At 74.8% G+C, this 17,324-nt stretch carries 17 protein-coding genes and 2 pseudogenes; all 19 read right to left on the bottom strand.

Features of this window, described 5'->3' with window-relative positions; genetic code table 11:
• A partial coding sequence (locus ECOMGDLI_RS03820; protein ID WP_158220886.1) for a PKD domain-containing protein occupies positions 1 to 915 on the bottom strand: 915 nt, incomplete at its 3' end.
• A gap of 156 nt (positions 916 to 1,071) precedes the next feature.
• A complete protein-coding gene (locus tag ECOMGDLI_RS03815; RefSeq protein ID WP_233153304.1) occupies positions 1,072 to 1,452 on the bottom strand; it encodes a helix-turn-helix domain-containing protein in 381 nt (126 codons plus the stop codon).
• Between the two features lie 342 nt (positions 1,453 to 1,794).
• Complete coding sequence (locus ECOMGDLI_RS03810) at positions 1,795 to 2,274, bottom strand: CinA family protein (RefSeq protein ID WP_088313913.1); 480 nt, start codon at positions 2,272 to 2,274, stop codon at positions 1,795 to 1,797.
• 86 nt (positions 2,275 to 2,360) lie between these two features.
• Positions 2,361 to 3,143 (bottom strand): CDP-diacylglycerol--glycerol-3-phosphate 3-phosphatidyltransferase, encoded by a 783-nt coding sequence (gene pgsA / locus ECOMGDLI_RS03805; RefSeq protein WP_088313909.1) that lies wholly within the window; start codon positions 3,141 to 3,143, stop codon positions 2,361 to 2,363.
• Positions 3,144 to 3,243: 100 nt separating this feature from the next.
• A complete protein-coding gene (gene rimO / locus ECOMGDLI_RS03800; protein ID WP_088313900.1) occupies positions 3,244 to 4,839 on the bottom strand; it encodes a 30S ribosomal protein S12 methylthiotransferase RimO in 1,596 nt (531 codons plus the stop codon).
• 84 nt (positions 4,840 to 4,923) lie between these two features.
• Positions 4,924 to 5,613, bottom strand: coding sequence for an NYN domain-containing protein (locus tag ECOMGDLI_RS03795; protein ID WP_088313897.1), 690 nt, complete (start codon positions 5,611 to 5,613; stop codon positions 4,924 to 4,926).
• Positions 5,600 to 7,261: pseudogene (locus ECOMGDLI_RS33660) on the bottom strand (DNA translocase FtsK); the annotation flags it as partial. The gene ECOMGDLI_RS03795 and the pseudogene ECOMGDLI_RS33660, both read right to left, overlap by 14 nt.
• A 1-nt stretch (position 7,262) precedes the next feature.
• Positions 7,263 to 8,405: DNA translocase FtsK 4TM domain-containing protein (locus ECOMGDLI_RS33655; protein ID WP_233153302.1), on the bottom strand; the 1,143-nt coding region annotated here is incomplete at its 3' end.
• Positions 8,406 to 8,529: 124 nt separating this feature from the next.
• On the bottom strand, positions 8,530 to 8,931 hold the full coding sequence (locus ECOMGDLI_RS03785) for a twitching motility protein PilT (RefSeq protein ID WP_143447495.1): 402 nt from the start codon (positions 8,929 to 8,931) through the stop codon (positions 8,530 to 8,532).
• Positions 8,928 to 9,263 carry a hypothetical protein gene (locus ECOMGDLI_RS03780; protein ID WP_143447494.1) on the bottom strand — a complete coding sequence of 112 codons (336 nt, stop codon included), beginning with the start codon at positions 9,261 to 9,263 and terminating at the stop codon, positions 8,928 to 8,930. The genes ECOMGDLI_RS03785 and ECOMGDLI_RS03780 overlap by 4 nt, the downstream gene beginning before the upstream one ends.
• A gap of 69 nt (positions 9,264 to 9,332) precedes the next feature.
• Positions 9,333 to 10,250: a hypothetical protein gene (locus ECOMGDLI_RS03775; RefSeq protein WP_088313886.1), complete on the bottom strand. Its 918-nt coding sequence runs from the start codon at positions 10,248 to 10,250 to the stop codon at positions 9,333 to 9,335.
• A 65-nt stretch (positions 10,251 to 10,315) separates the two neighbouring features.
• Complete coding sequence (locus ECOMGDLI_RS03770; RefSeq protein ID WP_088313883.1) at positions 10,316 to 11,299, bottom strand: pseudouridine-5'-phosphate glycosidase; 984 nt, start codon at positions 11,297 to 11,299, stop codon at positions 10,316 to 10,318.
• On the bottom strand, positions 11,296 to 12,273 hold the full coding sequence (locus tag ECOMGDLI_RS03765; protein ID WP_158220885.1) for a PfkB family carbohydrate kinase: 978 nt from the start codon (positions 12,271 to 12,273) through the stop codon (positions 11,296 to 11,298). The genes ECOMGDLI_RS03770 and ECOMGDLI_RS03765 overlap by 4 nt, the downstream gene beginning before the upstream one ends.
• The gene (locus ECOMGDLI_RS03760; RefSeq protein WP_088313878.1) at positions 12,270 to 13,955 is read right to left on the bottom strand and encodes a ribonuclease J; all 1,686 of its coding nucleotides are present in this window, start codon (positions 13,953 to 13,955) and stop codon (positions 12,270 to 12,272) included. The genes ECOMGDLI_RS03765 and ECOMGDLI_RS03760 overlap by 4 nt, the downstream gene beginning before the upstream one ends.
• Positions 13,952 to 14,863, bottom strand: coding sequence for a 4-hydroxy-tetrahydrodipicolinate synthase (gene dapA, locus ECOMGDLI_RS03755; protein WP_088313874.1), 912 nt, complete (start codon positions 14,861 to 14,863; stop codon positions 13,952 to 13,954). Before dapA ends, ECOMGDLI_RS03760 begins: the two co-directional genes overlap by 4 nt.
• Before the next feature lie 215 nt (positions 14,864 to 15,078).
• Positions 15,079 to 15,579: a dihydrofolate reductase gene (locus ECOMGDLI_RS03750; RefSeq protein ID WP_088313871.1), complete on the bottom strand. Its 501-nt coding sequence runs from the start codon at positions 15,577 to 15,579 to the stop codon at positions 15,079 to 15,081.
• On the bottom strand, positions 15,576 to 16,415 hold the full coding sequence (locus ECOMGDLI_RS03745; protein WP_369812710.1) for a thymidylate synthase: 840 nt from the start codon (positions 16,413 to 16,415) through the stop codon (positions 15,576 to 15,578). The genes ECOMGDLI_RS03750 and ECOMGDLI_RS03745 overlap by 4 nt, the downstream gene beginning before the upstream one ends.
• An 82-nt stretch (positions 16,416 to 16,497) precedes the next feature.
• Positions 16,498 to 16,711, bottom strand: a pseudogene (locus ECOMGDLI_RS36650) (HAD family hydrolase); the annotation flags it as partial.
• A gap of 1 nt (position 16,712) precedes the next feature.
• Positions 16,713 to 17,143 (bottom strand): HAD family hydrolase (locus tag ECOMGDLI_RS35775; protein WP_233153305.1); only part of this gene is annotated, 431 nt, incomplete at its 3' end.
• Between the last annotated feature and the right edge of the window lie 181 nt (positions 17,144 to 17,324).

The raw sequence follows: 17,324 nt of genomic DNA, 5'->3' as shown, positions 1-17,324 counted from the left end.
GGTGGTCACCGTGGCGGGGGTCGAGAGGGCGGTGGCGGGGGTGCCGTCGGTGACGCGCAGGCGGTACGTGTACGTCGAGCGGCTGCTCACCGTCGTGTCCACGTAGGTCGTCGCCGTCGCGGGCAGGGTGCGCAGGGTCGTGAACGTCGTGCAGCCGGCGCCCTTGCAGCGCTGGACGACGATCGAGGTCGTCGTGCTCACCGGGTTCGTCCATGCCAGCGCGACGCGGGACCGGCTCGTCGCGGTCGCGGTGAGGCCGGACGGCGCGACGAGCGTCTTCTGCTCGACGTAGACGGGCACCCAGGCACGGTCGACGCCGAACCCGGCGCTCACCGCGAGGACGACGAGGTACGTCCCGGGCGCGGTGAACGTGTGGCTCACCTGAGCGCCGGTGGCGGTCGTCCCGTCGCCGAAGGTCCACGTCCAGCTCGTGAGCGCCTGCCCGGCGAACCCGGTCGAGGCGGCGCCGTCGAACGAGACCGTCAGCGGCGTCGTGCCGGAGGTCGTCGTCGGGGCGATGCGCGCCGTGGGGTTCTCACCCGTCGACAGGCCGACCCCGACGGCGGCGACGTTCGAGTACTCCGAGGCGCCGGCCGCGTTGAACGCCCGGACCCGGTAGTAGGTCGTGGTCGCCATCCCCGGGTCGGTGAACGACGTCGTGCCGGCCGGGAGCCGGACGGCCTGCGCGAAGGCGGTGCAGGGGCCGGTGAGGGCCACGCACAGCTCGAGCTCGTAGCCGCTCTCGTCGACGGCGTTGTCGGTCCACGTGAGGGCCGCCGTCCCGCCCCCGGTGTACGCGCCGGTGAGACCCGTCGGGGCGGCCGGGACCGTCGCGGCGGAGGCGGGCGGGGCGACGAGCACCCCGAGGGCGGCGAGGAGCAGGACCGGGGCCGTCGCGGCGATCTTCTTGAGCATGGTCACGACCCTCGCCGGACCGGGGTGGGGGAAACAACCTGCCCGTCCGGGCATCGGCCATCGGACCTGCGAACGGTGCACGGGGAGCGCCTGGCGGACGACGCACGCGCGAGCGGCCCCCCGGTGCGGGGCCTGTTGGTCGTAGGACCTCCGGTGTCAGGCCGCGCTGGCGCTGACGAGACCGGCGGCGCGCAGGTCGACCCGCTCGGTGAGGTCGTCCGGGACGGTGTCGGGGACGAGGACCTCGCCCATCGAGACGCCGGACATGGCGGCCTCGGACATCGCGACCTCGGACGGCACGCCCTCGGCCGCGGCGACCCGGTGGCTCACCTCTCGGAGCACGGACGACAGCGGGACCTCGAGGGCGCCGCAGATCGACGCGAGGAGCTCCGACGAGGCCTCCTTCTGGCCGCGCTCGACCTCGCTGAGGTACCCGAGCGAGACCCGCGCCACGGAGGACACCTCACGCAGCGTGCGACCCTGCTGGCGGCGGGCGTCGCGCAGGACGTCGCCGATCTCCTGTCGGAGCAGAACCACGGGCCGTCCTCCTCTCGCCTGCACCCTCTCCGGTGGTACCTCGGCACCCCCGGCCAACGGCTTGAGCCGGTGACTCGGCGTCATCAGGGGATCCCGCCGGGTACGACTTTCACCAACCGTACCCCGCCGCACCGACGAACGCCCTGCATGGGCACGAGGATTCATGTGGGGGAAACTCCCGCACCGGCGTCCGTGTTCCGCCGTGACGGCGTTCACGTGCGCGTATCGCTCTGCGCGAACGGGGCGCATCGCTGTGGGCGAACAGACCGCGCGCGCCGATCTACGGCGCGCTCAGGACGAAACGGACAGTCATCGGGGCGCGGCCACGGGCCGGCCGCCGCGTCAGCCCGTGACCAGCGCGAGGACGAGCCCGAGGGCCTCGGCGACGGTCGCCGTCCGGATCGCCGGCCGGTCCCCGGCGAGCAGCAGGGGGACGACACGCCCGTCCCCGGCCGCGAGGGCCGGCGACAGGCTCACGGCGACGAAGACCGTGCCCGCCGGGTGACCGTCCTGCGGCTCCGGGCCGGCCACCCCGGTCGTCGCGACCCCGACGTCGGCACCGAGCCGCTCCCGGACGCCCCGCGCCATCGCCGCGGCGACGTCAGCGTCGACCGCGCCGCGGGCCGCGAGCAGGTCCGCGTCGACGCCGAGGAGCCGGTGCTTGAGGTCGGTCGCGTAGGCGACGACCCCGCCGCGCAGGACCGCCGAGGCGCCCGGGACGTCGACGACCCGGGCCGCGAGCAGCCCGCCGGTGAGCGACTCGGCGGTGGCGAGCGTCAGGCCCCGGGCGGTCAGCGTCGTGACGACCTCGCGGGCGAGCAGCGCGACGTCGTTCTCCCCGGGCGAGTCTTCGGGCCAGGCTCTGGGCGAGGGTCCGGGCGACCCCGCGGGTGCCTCCGCCGGCGTGCTCACGCGGAGGGGCGACCGGTCCGCGCCGCGCGGGCGTTGCGCCGGGCGGCGGTCCGCTCGCTGCCGCCGACGAGCCGCACGGCCTTGACGACGTAGTCCGCCCCCGTGATGACGGTCATGGCGACCGCGCCGGCCATGAGCACCACCTCGACGGGGTGCATCCAACCCGGCAGCGGCATGACGTAGAGCGTGATCGCGAGGGCCTGCAGCGCCGTCTTGGCCTTGCCGCCCCGGCCCGCCGGCATGACGCCGTGCCGGATGACGAAGAACCGCATGAGGGTGATGCCGATCTCGCGGGCGAGGACGACGACCGTGACCCACCACCACAGCTCGTCGAGCAGCGAGAGCCCGACGAGCGCGGCGCCCATGAGCGCCTTGTCCGCGATCGGGTCGGCGATCTTGCCGACGTCGGTGACGAGGCCGCGGCGGCGGGCGAGCTCGCCGTCGAACCGGTCGGTCACCACGGCGACGACGAAGCACGCCGCGGCGGCGAACCGCCACGAGGTCGGCCGGTCGGCGCTCGCGAGGAGCAGCCAGAAGAAGACCGGGACGAGAATGATCCGCAGCAGCGTCAGCGCGTTGGCGATGTTCCAGACGCTCACGCCGACCGCGACGGGCAGCTTGACCGGCTCGGCGTCCTCGGACCGGCGGCGCTCGGTGCGCACCTCGTTGGCCCGGGCGATCGTCTCCCGGGCGCGCTCGACGGCGATGGACTGCGGCCGGACGCCGTCCGGCGGGACGCCGTTGGCGAGGTTCGCCTTGATCCCCCCGGCGATCCCCATGATCCGGTCGCCCCGGCCGCCGCGGCCCGCCCCGGAGCCNTGCCGCGGGCCCGCCCCGGAGCCGGCGCCCGCGCCCGCGGCACTGTCGCCGGCGGCCACGTCAGCTCCCCCCGTCGGGGCACGCGACGAGGTCGGGTCCGTCGCTCGCGACGACGACCGCGCGGACGAACCGGCCCACCGCGACGTCGACGCCGGTCGCCGCGCCGAGGTCGTCGGACCGGGCGGGCAGGTCGACGAGGCGCGTCACGCCGTCCACCTCGGGGCCCTGGTGCGCGGCCCGGCCGACCGGGACGCCCTGCGGCCCGCCCGGGAGGTCGGCGTCCGCCTCGTCCTCGTGCTCCTCGACGAGCACGTGGACCACGCTGCCGACCCGGTCCTCGGCGCGCTGGGCGACGAGCTCGTCGACGAGGGCGCTGACCCGGGACACCCGGTCGGCGACCTCGTCGGGGTCGACCTTGCCGTCGAGCGTCGCGGCCTCGGTACCGTCCTCGTCCGAGTAACCGAAGACGCCGACAAGGTCGAGCCGGGCCGCGGCGAGGAAGCGCTCGAGCTCGGCGACGTCCGCCTCGGTCTCCCCGGGGAAGCCGACGATGACGTTGGACCGGATCCCGGCGTCCGGGGCGAGCGCGCGGACCCGCTCGACGAGCCCGAGGAAGTCGTCGGTGCCGCCGAAGCGGCGCATCCGGCGCAGGACGGACGGCGAGGAGTGCTGGAACGACAGGTCGAAGTACGGCACGACGCCCGTCGTCCCGGTGATGACCTCGGCCAGACCCGGGCGCATCTCCGCGGGCTGCAGGTACGACACCCGGACGCGTTCGACGCCGTCGACCTCCGCGAGGGCCGGGAGCAGCGCCTCGAGCGCCCGCAGGTCGCCGAGGTCCTTGCCGTAGGACGTCGAGTTCTCGCTCACGAGGAACAGCTCACGGACGCCCTGCCCGGCGAGCCAGCGGGCCTCGGCGAGGACGTCCTCCGGCCGGCGGGAGACGAACGCCCCGCGGAAGGCCGGGATGGCGCAGAAGCTGCAGCGCCGGTCGCAGCCGGACGCGAGCTTGAGGGGCGCCCACGGCAGGCTGCCGAGGCGGCGCCGGACGACGCGCGGCCCGCTCGCGGGCGCGACGCCCGCCGGCAGGTCGGTGACGGTCGCGGCGGGCGCCTGCGCGGCGCCGTCCGGGCGCAGCGCGGCGGGGACGTGCGACCCGCCGGCCGCGGCTGCGGAAGAACCGTCGCCGTGGCCGGGGAGCGCGACGCCGCGGCCCTGGCGCGCGGAAGGGCTCAGCGGGAGCAGGGTGCGGCGGTCGACGGGCACGTGGGACGCCGGCCGGTCGCCGTGGAGGATCTTCTCCAGGCTCGACGCGAGGTCCGCGTACGAGTCGAAGCCGAGGACGGCGTCCGCCTCGGGCAGCGACGCCGCGAGCTGCTCGCCGTAGCGCTCCGCGAGGCAGCCGACGGCGACGACGGCCTGCGTGCGGGTCGTCGCGTCGTCCCGGACGTCGGCGGCCTGCAGCAGCGTGTCTATGGAGTCCTTCTTCGCCTGCTCGACGAAGCCGCACGTGTTGACGACCGCGACGTCGGCGTCCGCGGCGTCGTCCACGAGCAGCCAGCCCGCCGCCTCGAGCCGGCCCGCGAGCTCCTCGGAGTCGACGTCGTTGCGGGCGCACCCGAGGGTGACGAGAGCGACGCTGCGGGGTGCGGACACCAGGTCAGGGTAGCCGCGCCGGGCGCGTGGGCCGCGCGGGCGCCCCCGAACCGCCGGACGCCGCGCGGCGCACCGCACCCGGGATCAGTCGTGCGACCCGTGCCCGTCGTCGAGCAGCGAGCGCATCGAGCGCGTCGGCGGGAGCCAGGCGCCGCCCTCGGGCAGGTTGTCGAGCCGGATCCGCGGCAGCGGCGTCATGAACGCCCCGGGGACGTCCTCGAGGTCGACGAACGTGATGAGGTCGGACTCCTGGGCGTACCCCGCGACCTCGGAGAACGACAGGACCGCGACCTCGACGCCGGTGCGGGCGAGCTCCTCGAGCGGCTCGAGGAAGTTGCGGCCGTCCCCGCTCGCGACGACGAGCTTGCGGAGCCGGTGCGACTTCGCCCGGTGCGCGATGTGCTCGAGCATGTCGGCGTCGATGTCGTCCTCGGGCCCGAGCTTGGGCCGGGCGAAGACGGCGTAGCCGAACGACCGGATCGCCTCGATCCAGCCGCGCATCGAGACCGCGCCGCCGGCCGGGACGTTGGCGAAGACGCAGCCCTCGACCTCCCGGTCCCCCGCACCGGCGAGCAGCCAGCGGGCGACGGCGTCGAAGCGGGGGCGGCTGGCGGGCGTCGGGCGCCCGCCGATGACGTTCGACAGCGTCATGTCGATGTTCGGCGCGTCCCAGACGAGCAGGTCGAGCTCGAGGAGCTCGGGCGCGTCGTCGGCAGCCCCGTCGTTGCCCGGCTGCGCGCCGGGGCCGGTCGGGCCGATGTCAGTCGTCGTCATGTCCGGGCTCCCACAGGTCCTCGACCCGCCCGGCGTCGTCGTCGGGCGGTTCCTCTCCCCGCATGAGAGCCAGTGTGGCGGGTAGGTCGTCCGGTTTCACGAGAACGTCCCGGGCCTTGCTGCCCTCGCTGGGGCCGACGACCCCGCGGGACTCCAGGAGGTCCATGAGCCGGCCGGCCTTGGCGAAGCCGACGCGCAGCTTGCGCTGGAGCATCGACGTCGAGCCGAACTGCGTCGTGACGACGAGCTCGGTGGCCTGCAGGAGCAGGTCGAGGTCGTCGCCGATGTCGTCGTCGACCTGCTTCTTGACCGCGACGACGGCGACGTCCTCGCGGTAGCTCGGCTGGAGCTGGGTCTTGACGTGCTCGACGACCTGGTGGATCTCGCTCTCGGTGACCCAGGCGCCCTGGACGCGCATCGGCTTGCTCGCGCCCATGGGCAGGAACAGCCCGTCGCCCTGGCCGATGAGCTTCTCGGCGCCCGGCTGGTCGAGGACGACGCGCGAGTCGGTGACGGACGACGTCGCGAACGCCATCCGGCTCGGCACGTTCGCCTTGATGAGGCCGGTGACGACGTCGACGGAGGGCCGCTGGGTCGCGAGGACGAGGTGGATGCCGGCCGCCCGGGCGAGCTGGGTGATCCGGACGATCGAGTCCTCGACGTCGCGCGGGGCGACCATCATGAGGTCGGCGAGCTCGTCGACGATGACGAGCAGGTACGGGTAGGGCGTGAGCTTGCGCTGGCTCGCCGGCGGCAGCTCGACCTTGCCCGCGCGGACCGCCTTGTTGAAGTCGTCGATGTGCTTGTAGCCGAAGTCCGCGAGGTCGTCGTACCGCGCGTCCATCTCCTTGACGACCCAGGCGAGCGCCTCGGCGGCCTTCTTCGGGCTCGTGATGATCGGCGTGATGAGGTGCGGGATGCCCTCGTAGGCGGTGAGCTCGACCCGCTTGGGGTCGACGAGGATCATCCGGACCTCGTCCGGCGTCGAGCGCATGAGGATCGACGTGATCATCGAGTTGACGAAGCTCGACTTGCCGGCGCCGGTCGCACCCGCGACGAGCAGGTGCGGCATCTTCGCGAGGTTCGCGACGACGTAGCCGCCCTCGACGTCCTTGCCGACACCCATGATCATCGGGTGCTCGACCTTGCGGGCCGCCTGGCTGCGCAGGACGTCGCCGAGGGAGACCGTCTCGCGGTCGGCGTTCGGGATCTCGATGCCGATCGCGGACTTGCCGGGGATCGGCGACAGGATGCGGACGTCGGCGCTCGCGACGGCGTACGCGATGTTCTTGCTCAGCGCGGTGACCCGCTCGACCTTGACCGCCGGCCCGAGCTCGACCTCGTAGCGGGTGACCGTCGGGCCGCGCGAGAAGCCGGTGACCTGGGCGTCGATCTCGAACTGGTCGAGGACCGTCGTCAGCGCCTCGACGACCTTGTCGTTCGCAGCGCTGCGGGCCTTCGGGGCGCTGCCCGGGGCGAGGATCTCGGACGGCGGGAGCGTGTACGTGACGTCGCCCGCGAGCAGGAGCTGCTCGACCCGCTGCGGGAGCTGGGTCGTCGGCGGCGCCTCGAGCGGGGTCTTCATGACGACGCCGGGCGCGGCCTCGACGGTGGGGTCGGCGGCGACGGCGCCCGGGGTCGCGGCGGCNCCTCGACGGTGGGGTCGGCGGCGCCGCCGCCTTGGCGGTGCCGGCCGCGGCGTCGGCGGCCGCGTCGAACGGGACGTCGGCGGTCTTGCCCGCCTTCGCCGCGGCGATCGCGTCGTCGAGCCCGGTCGGGCGCTTCTCCCCCGGGCGCGCCTTCTTGCCGCCCTTGCCGGGTGCGGTGACGAGCGGTGTCTCGTAGGCCTCGTCGCCGACGTAGCCGTCCTCCTCGGCCTTCTTCTGCCGCCGGCGCAGCGCGTGCCGGGCCGAGGAGATGTCGCTGTCGTCGAGGTCCTCGCCGTCCGGGTGGACGTGCCCGGTGAGCCGGTCGTAGAGGTAGCCGAGCCGGTCCGGGATGGCGTGCACCGGGGTGGCGGTGATGACGAGCAGACCGAAGAACGCGAGGAGGGCGAGGATCGGGACGGCCGCCCAGGTCGTCACCGCGGACTCCAGCGGGGACGACGCGAGGTAGCCGATCATGCCGCCGGCGGCGCGCATCTTCGTGGGGCCCGACGGCGGCGCCGGCGAATCGGAGGCGAGGTGCACGAGCCCGGTCGCGGCGACCGCCATGGCGAGCAGGCCGACGGCGACCCGGTTGTTCTCCTGCACCTTCTCCGGGTGCCGCAGCAGCCGGACGCCGAGCCACAGGAGCACGAGCGGCACGGCGAGCCCGACGCGGCCGAAGGTGCCGGCGACGACGGCGTGGACGCCGTCCCCGAACCGGCCGTCGAGGCCCCACCACTCGCGGGCGGCGACGATGATCGAGACGGCGATGAGGAGGAAGCCGAACCCGTCGCGGCGGTGCGCGGGGTCGAGCTCGCGGGCCCCGGTGCCGATCGCGCGGGCGGTGCCGCCGACGACGTGCGCAGCGCCCATCCAGACCGCGGTCACGGCGCGCACCGGCCACGGCGGGCCGGTCCGGCGCGGGTACGAGCCGGTCGTGCGGCCGCGGGGCGGCGTCGTCCGGCCGCCGCCGCGGGTGGTGCCGGACGCCGTCCGGCCGGAGGTGCTGCGCGGCGAGGCGGGCGTCGACCGGGTGCCGGTGCGGCCGCCGCCGGTCGCCACGGAGCGGCCGGACGCCGCGCGGCCGGTGCCGCGTGCCGAGCCGTCCGAGCCGCGTCCGCTCGAGGAGGACGTCCGGGTCGCCATGCTCGCGAGGCTACGCGAACTTCACATCCGCCACACGTGTCACACGCCGTGGCGCATGCACCGCTCGCGGTGCCGTGACGCACACCCGCCATCACGCAGGGTGCTCGTCGCACGGTCCGGGACGTCAGACCACGGTGATCCGCCCGGGCGGCAGGCCGGCGCGCAGCAGGTCGGCCGGGTCCGAGGTCGCGACCCGGTCACCGCGCCGCAGCGCACCCTCGACGACGCTGAGGTCCACGACGTCCGGATGACCGGTGGACGCCGCGAGCACGCCCACGGCCCGGGCGAGCACCTCCGTCAGCGGCTCGACGTCGCAGGACCCGACGACCCGGGCGAGTTCGGCCTGCCGTCCCGACCGCCAGACCTGCGCCAGCACCCCGGCGGGGACGGTCGGAGGCCGCCGGGCCGTCAGCAGGGCCTTGTGCCGGGCCAGCGCCTGCCGGTCGCCCCGGTCCACCGCGATGAGCATCCCGGCGTCGTACGTCACCCCGGGCGCATCCGACGGGTACCGGCGAGCCGTGCTCACGCGGCCGGGGTGGAACGCCGGCGACGCGGCGGGCCGTCCTGCGCAGCACCCGCAGCACCCGCAGCACCGGACGGCGCCGGGATCTCGTCCTCGAGCGGAGCGAGCGCTGCGTCGACCCAGCGACGGGCCGCGGCCGTCTCCTCGTCCGTGAAGGCACCGTGCTCGGACTCGTACTCCGCCATGGCGGCGAGGCCGCGCTCGATCGTGACCTCACGGGCCGCCGTACGGGCCAGCCAGGCCGAGTACGTCAGACCCTCCCGAGCGGTCGCGGCGACGATCGCGGCGTCGAGATCGGGAGGCATCGAGACCGAACGCTTCACCCTGTCCGCCATGCCCTCAGAGTACGCCTGTCCTACCACGGTACGACAGGTTGTCCACACCCCCGGACGCTGGTCGGCCGCTCACGGCGTCTCGGTGGGTCCTGGCGCCGTGGCATCACCGACGAGCAGGTCGACGGAGTCGGCGGCCGCCGGCTCGACGACCGTGACGGGCACGCCGAACGCGGTGAACATGGTGACCACCCCCTGCTCGCCCGGGGACTTCGGCGGGACGATCTTCCGCAGCCGGCCGGCAGCGTCGAGCCAGACGTCGAAGCGGCTGCCGTCGAGGTGCGAGCTCCCCATGCTCTGCCGGACACCCGTCTTGCCGGCGTTCTCGCCGGTGAGCACGCGGTCGATCCGGAGCGTCGCCCGGTAGTGCACGGTGGGCACACCGGCGACCTGCTCGGGCCCGACGACCTCGACCGGGGCGCCGAGGCCGCGCAGGTGCGCCCATGCCTGGACCGGCTCACCGTGACCGCCCCGGGTGAGCAGCGAGGACAGGCCCCCGACGTCCGTGCGGCGGCGGTCCGTGCGCAGCCACGTCTTCGTCGCATCCTCGAGCCGCACGGCGTCACCGTCCTCGTACTCGACGTCGCCCACCTGCCGCCGGTGCGTGGTGCTGTCCGGCACCGCCCCCGGCGTCATCCCGGGCAGGCTCGTGGTGACCGTGGCGGTCGCCGTGCTCACTTCCTCGCGGAGGAACCGGTCGAAGTCGACGACGCCGACGAGCCGGACGGACACCGTCATCAACGGGGTGTCCACGGTGCCCTGCGCAACGTACTTCGCCGTGTGCGCGGCGACGGTCGCGTCGTACGCGGCGGCGACAGCGGCACCTGGGTCGGCCGCCGGGGTGGCCCGGGCCTCGGTCGGCGCCCCTGCCGCGGTCCCCGCCGGCCGGGCCGCCGTCGTGCCGCTGCCGCCCCCGGTGCATCCGGCGAGGACGGCGGTCACGAGCAGCCCGGTGACGGTCGCGGCGTGCCGACGGGATCGGGTCGTCATCCCTGGATGGTGGGGCCGGCAGGGGACGTCCGGCAACGGCCGGCCGCAGGGCGCCCGCCGGACGGTCAGCGCAACGCCGCGAGCGCGACCGCCGTCCGGGCCGCGACGGCCGCGTTGTTCCGCACGAGGGCGATGTTCGCGACGAGGCTGCGGCCGTCGGTGAGCTCGTTGATCCGCGCGAGCAGGTAGGGCGTGACCTCCTTGCGGGTGACGCCCGCCCACTCGGCGTCGGCGATCGCCTCGTCGATCCGGGCGTCGATCTCCTCGGCCGGGATCGCGTCGGCCTCCGGGATCGGGTTCGCCACGAGCACTCCCCCGCGCAGGCCGAGCCGGTGGTGCTCGACGAGGACGGCGGCGAGCTGCTCCGGGGTGTCGACGCGGTGGTCGACGGGCAGGCCGGACGTGCGGGAGAAGAACGCCGGGAACTCGTCGGTACCGAGCCCGACGACCGGCACGCCGCGGGTCTCCAGCACCTCGAGGGTCTTCGGCAGGTCGAGGATCGACTTCGCGCCCGCGCAGACGACGGTCACCGGGGTGGCGCCGAGCTCGTCGAGGTCGGCCGAGACGTCGAAGGTGTGCTCGGCGCCGCGGTGCACACCGCCGATGCCGCCGGTCGCGAAGATCCGCACGCCCGCGAGGTGGGCGAGGTACATCGTCGCCGCGACCGTCGTCCCGGCCGTCGCCCCGCGCGCGACGACCGCCGGCAGGTCCTTGCGGGACGCCTTGACGACCTCGCCGGTCCCGGCGTCGCCGCCGTCCGCGCCCTCGGCCGAGCGAGCGAGCCGCTCGAGCGCCGCGTCGTCCAGCCCGACGCAGAGCCGGCCGTCGAGGACGGCGATCGTCGCCGGGGTCGCGCCGTTCGCGCGGACGACGTCCTCGACGCCGCGGGCCGTCTCCAGGTTCGCCGGGTACGGCATGCCGTGCGTGATGATCGTCGACTCGAGCGCGACGACCGGACGGCCCTCGGCGAGCGCCTGCGCGACCTCGGGGGCAAGCTCGACGGGCGACGTGGCAGCGGGCGGGGCGGCAGCGGGCGGGACGACGGTCATGGCAGGAGGTCCTCAGGGGTCAGGTCGGGGACGACGGTGTGCTCGGAGGTGACGGTGCGCGCGGCGACGCGGGCGCCGACGGCGACGGCGCGGGTCAGGTCCTGGCCCGCGAGCAGGCCGGCGAGGGTGCCCGCGACGAGGGCGTCGCCGGCGCCGGTGACGTCGACGGCGTCCGCCGGGACGACGTTCATCGAGGCGAACTCCGTCGCGGTGACGACGAGCGGGCCTCGCGGGCCGCGGGTCAGGACGACGGCGGCGGCCCCGCGCCGCTGCGGGGCCGCGGCGAGCTCGGTCTCCCACCCCCCGTCCTCCGGCCCGACGGTGAGCACCGCACCGGTGGCGGCCGCGAGTGCCTGCGCCTCGTCGACGTTGCAGAACAGCACGTCGACGCCGCGCAGGTCGGCGGGCAGCCGCACCGCCTTCGCCGTCGACACCGCGTCGACCGCGACCCGGGCCCCGGCCGCCCGGCAGACCGCGATGCTGCCCGCGAGCGCGTCGGCGGTGAGGTTGCAGTCGAGGAAGACCCAGCTCACGGCCGGCCCACGGGACAGCGCTGCCGCGACGTCGTCGGGGGTCACCTGCGTGAGGACGTCCATCGCGGCGACCCCGATCTCGAGGTCGCCGGACGGCGCGAGGACGGCGACGTACTCGGCCGTCGTCGCGCCGTGCACCCGGCGGACCCCCGCGACGTCCACGCCGGCCGCGGCCGCGTGCGCGAGCAGCCCGGGCGCGGCGGCGTCGTCCCCGACGCACGCGACGAGCGCGACGTCGGCCCCGAGCCGGGCCAGGTTCTCCGCGACGTTGCGGGCCACCCCGCCGTAGGACGCCGCGGCCCGCGCGGGGTTCGACGTCCCGGCCACGGCGGGCGCGAGGAGGTGGAGGAGCCGGTCGACGACCGCTCCCCCGACGCAGACGACCCGGCCTCCCGGCCGTGCCGCCCGCGCCCGCGTACCCCCGGCCGCTCCCTCGCTCACGCCTCGACGACGAGCGGGATGATCATCGGCCGGCGCCGGTAGGACTCGTTGACCCAGCGCCCGACGACCCGCCGGACGACCTGCTGCAGCTGGTAGGAGTCCGTCATGCCCTCGGTCACCGCGGCCGCGATGGCGTCGGTGATGCGCGGCTTGACCTTGTCGAAGACGGCCTCGTCCTCGGCGAAGCCGCGGGCGTGGATGTCCGGACCGGCGACGACCTTGCCGCTGCCGGAGTCGACGACGACGACGATGGAGATGAAACCCTCCTCGCCGAGGATCCGCCGGTCCTTGAGGTCGACCTCGGTGATCTCGCCGACGCTCGAGCCGTCGACGTAGACGTAGCCGCACTCGACCTTGCCGGTGATCCGGGCGACGCCGTCGACGAGGTCGACGACGACGCCGTCCTCGCAGAGCACGACGCGGTCCTCGGGGACGCCCGTCTTCACCGCGAGCTCGGCGTTCGCGACGAGGTGCCGGACCTCGCCGTGGACCGGCATGACGTTGCGCGGCCGGACGATGTTGTAGCAGTAGAGGAGCTCGCCGGCGCTCGCGTGGCCGGAGACGTGGACCCGGGCGTTGCCCGAGTGCACGACCTTCGCGCCGAGCCGGGTGAGGCCGTTGATGACCCGGTAGACCGCGTTCTCGTTGCCCGGGATGAGCGACGACGCGAGGATCACGGTGTCGCCGCGGCCGACGCGCACCCGGTGGTCGCCGTTCGCCATCCGGGACAGCGCCGCCATCGGCTCGCCCTGGCTGCCGGTGCACATGAGGACGACCTGGTCGTCCGGGAGGTCGTCCATCGCCTTGATGTCGACGAGGACGCCGTCCGGCACCGTGAGGTACCCGAGGTCCTTCGCGACGCCCATGTTCCGGACCATCGAGCGGCCGACGAGCGCGACCTTGCGGCCGTGCGCAACGGCGGTGTCGAGGACCTGCTGCACGCGGTGCACGTGCGAGGCGAAGCTCGCGACGATGATCCGCCGGTCGGCGCCGGAGAAGACCCGGTCGAGGACCGGGGTGATCTCCCGCTCGGAGACCGTGAAGCCCGGCACCTCGGCGTTCGTCGAGTCGACCATGAACAGGTCGACGCCGGCCTCGCCGAGCCGGGCGAAGGCGCGCAGGTCGGTGATCCGGCCGTCGAGCGGCAGCTGGTCCATCTTGAAGTCGCCGGTGTGGAGCACGGTGCCGGCGGCGGTCCGGACGGCGACCGCGAGCGCGTCCGGGATGGAGTGGTTGACCGCGACGAACTCGCACTCGAACGGGCCGAGGCGCTCGACCTGGCCCTCCTTGACCGCGAGGGTGAGCGGCTGGATCCGGTGCTCGCGCAGCTTCGCCTCGACGAACGCCAGGGTGAGCTGGGAGCCGATGAGCGGCAGGTCGGGCCGCAGCCGGAGCAGGTACGGGACGGCGCCGATGTGGTCCTCGTGGCCGTGCGTGAGCACGACGGCGACGACGTCGGCCATCCGGTCGGCGATGTAGGTGAAGTCGGGCAGGATCAGGTCGACGCCGGGCTGGTGGTCCTCGGGGAACAGGACGCCGCAGTCGATGATCAGCAGCTTGCCGTCGATCTCGAGGACCGACATGTTGCGGCCGACCTCGCCGAGACCGCCGAGCGGGACGACGCGCAGGGCGCCGGCCGGCAGGACGGGGGGCGGGCCGAGCTCGGGGTGCGGGTGGCTCACAGGAGGCCCGCCGCGACGAGGTCGGTGCGCAGGGCGGAGACCTGCTCGTCGGTGGCGGGGACCAGGGGCAGACGCATGGTGCGGTTCGTGAGGACTCCTTGGAGCTCTAGGGCGGCCTTGGCCATGATCGCGCCCTGGGTACGGGTCATGATCGCGGTGACCGCGGGGATGAGCCGGTCGTGGACGGCACGGGCGCCGGCGACGTCGCCGGCGTCCATCGCGCGCACCATCTCGGCGTACTGCGCTCCGGCGACGTGGCCGACGACGCTGACCACCCCGGCCGCGCCGTGCGCGAGCCAGGCGAGGTTGAGCGCGTCGTCCCCGGAGTAGTAGACGAGGCCCGTCCGGGCCATGACCTCGGACCCGGCGAAGAGGTCGCCGGTGGCGTCCTTCACCGCGACGATCCGGTCGTGCTCGGCCATCCGCAGGAGCACCGGGGTCGTGATCCGGACGCCGGCCCGGCCGGGGATGTCGTAGACCATGACCGGCAGGTCGGTCGCGTCGGCGACGGCCGTGAAGTGCGCGACGAGGCCCTCGGCGGGCGGCTTGTTGTAGTACGGCGTCACGACGAGCAGCCCGTGGGCGCCCGCCTTCTCGGCCTCGCGCGCCAGCTCGGCGGTGTGGCGGGTGTCGTTCGTGCCGACGCCCGCGACGACCTTCGCCCGGCCGCCGACGGCGTCGAGGACGACCCGCAGCAGCGCCTCCTTCTCGGCGTCGGACGTCGTCGGCGACTCCCCCGTGGTGCCGGAGACGACGAGTCCGTCGTGGCCGAGCCCGACGAGGTGGTCCGCCAGCGCCCCGGCCGCGTCGAGGTCGACCTCGCCCGCAGGGGTGAACGGCGTGACCATCGCGGTGAGCACCGCGCCGAACGGGCGGCCCGTCGAGGGCGCAGCAGAGGACGGCGACATGCGGCCAACGCTACCGCCCGGCGCGCCCGGGACGTCGGCCGTGTTCACCGGGGGCGCCCCCGCCGCGGGCCGGACACCGCCCGGCACGGCGCCGGGGACGAAGAATCCCGGTGCTGACCGCTCGGGGGTCCGGGCAGCACCGGGATTCCGCAGGTACATCGCACAGCGCGTGCCGCCCGTTACACGGACTGCTCACGCCCGAGAAGTGACGCGCGTCACGCCCGGCTCAGTGTCGTCACCGCGTAGCGCAGGCCGGTCGAGGACTCGGTCCACCCCTGCACGGGGACCCGGTCGGCCACGGACCAACCCGGCCCGAGGTCGGGAGCCCGGACGACGTCCTCCCCCGCCTCGTCGACGACGAGGTCGACCGTGGTGACGACCGCGGTGCCGGCCGTGCCGGCGAACGCGGCGTAGACCTCGGCACCGCCGATGACCCACGGGTCCGGGTGGCGGGCCAGGGCCTCGGCGACCGAGCCGACGACCTCGGCCCCCGGGGCGTCGTAACCGGGGCTCCGGGTGAGGACGACGTTCGTGCGGCCGGGCAGCGGCCGGAACCTCGGCGGCAGCGACTCCCACGTCCGGCGGCCCATGACGACGACCGAGCCGGTCGTGAGGCGGGAGAAGTGCTTGAGGTCCTCCGGCAGGTGCCACGGCAGCGTGCCGCCGACGCCGATGACGCCGTTCGTGCTCTGCGCCCAGACGAGCTTCGCGCTCACACCGCGACCGGGGCGCGCAGCGCCGGGTGGTGCCGGTAGTCGACGACCCGGAAGTGGTCGTACGTGTAGTCGAAGAGCGACGCCGCGGGGGCCACCTCGAGCGTCGGGAACGTGAACGCCTCCCGGCCCAGCTGCTCGCGCACCTGGTCGACGTGGTTGGCGTACACGTGGCAGTCGCCGCCGACCCACACGAGGTCGCCCGGGGTCATGCCGACCTGCTGCGCGACGAGGTGCACGAGCAGCGCGTAGCTCGCGATGTTGAACGGGACGCCCAGGAACATGTCCGCGCTGCGCTGGTACACCTGGCAGGAGAGCCGCCCGCCGGCCGCGTAGAACTGGAAGAGCAGGTGGCAGGGCGCCAGCGCCATCTGCGGCAGGTCGGACACGTTCCACGCCGAGACGACCATCCGGCGCGAGTCCGGGTCGGTCCGCAGCGTGTCGACGACCGCGCCGAGCTGGTCGACGTCCCCCGACGGCGTCGGCCACGAGCGCCACTGCTTGCCGTAGACGGGGCCGAGGTCGCCGGTCTCGGAGGCCCACTCGTCCCAGATCGTCACGCCCCGCTCCTGCAGCCAGCGCACGTTCGTGCCGCCCTGGAGGAACCAGAGCAGCTCGACCGCGAGCGACTTGAAGTGCACGCGCTTCGTCGTCACCAGGGGGAAGCCCTGGGACAGGTCGTAGCGCAGGCGCTCCCCGAAGGTGCTCACCGTGCCGGTGCCGGTCCGGTCCTCCTTGGGGGCCCCGGTCTCCAGGACCCGCCGCAGGAGGGCCTCGTACTGGGTGTCCGGCTCCCCGCGCTCCGCCGCTGCGATGTCCACCGTCGTCTGCTGGCCCACGTCGCCTCCTCGTCAGGTGCGCCGCAGCCTAGCGGCGCCCACCGACAGCACTCCGGAGCGCCGCCGGGCCGTTGTCCGGCCGTCAGCGGGCAGGCAGCACCCGGACGCCGTCCGGCCCGGTGACGAACCGGACGTCCGCGAGCGAGGGCACGACGACGTCCGCGTCGAGCTCGGCCGCCGGGTGCGTCGTGACGACGGCGAGCGTCGCGGACCCGGCCGCACGGCCCGCCTGCAGACCGGCAGGGGCGTCCTCGACGACGAGGCAGCGGACCGGCTCGGCGCCGAGCCGGCGGGCCNCGTTCGTGCTCGGCGCCGAGCCGGCGGGCCCCGAGCACGAACGGCTCCGGGTCCGGCTTGCCGTGCGTCACGTCGCTCGCGGTGACGACGACGCCGGGTGCGACGAGGCCCGCGGCCGCGATCCGGGCGTGCGCGAGCAGGCGGGTGCACGAGGTGACGACGGCGGCCCGGCCGGCGGGCAGCGCGGCGAGCGCCTCGACCGCGCCGGGGAGCACGAGGATGCCGCCTGCGGCGTCCTCGATCTCCAGCGCCTCGATCCGGGCGAGCGCCTCGGCGTGCCGGGCGGGGTCGTCGACGACGGTGGCGATGATCTGCTTCGCCGGGACGCCGTGCCAGCCGGTGAGCCGGTCGAGCGGGACGTCGTACTCCCCCGCCCACTCCAGCCACGACCGCTGCACGGACCGCGTCGAGTCGACGAGCGTGCCGTCCATGTCGAAGAGGACCGCGTCGAAGACGGCGCCGCCGAAGAGCGCGCCGTCGGTGTCGGTGCGGCCCGCCGGGCCGGCGTCGAGAGAGGTCACCTCCCGACGCTAACCCGCGCCGCGGTCGCCGCTCGACCGCCCGGCACCCGCCGCGGCGGCGGACGTGACGGACGCCACCGGCGGACCCACC

Source organism: Kineosporia sp. R_H_3, from assembly GCF_002198675.1.
GTDB lineage: Bacteria > Actinomycetota > Actinomycetes > Actinomycetales > Kineosporiaceae > R-H-3.
Note: the sequence above shows the minus strand (reverse complement) of the source record. Positions and strands in the feature narration are given on the sequence as shown.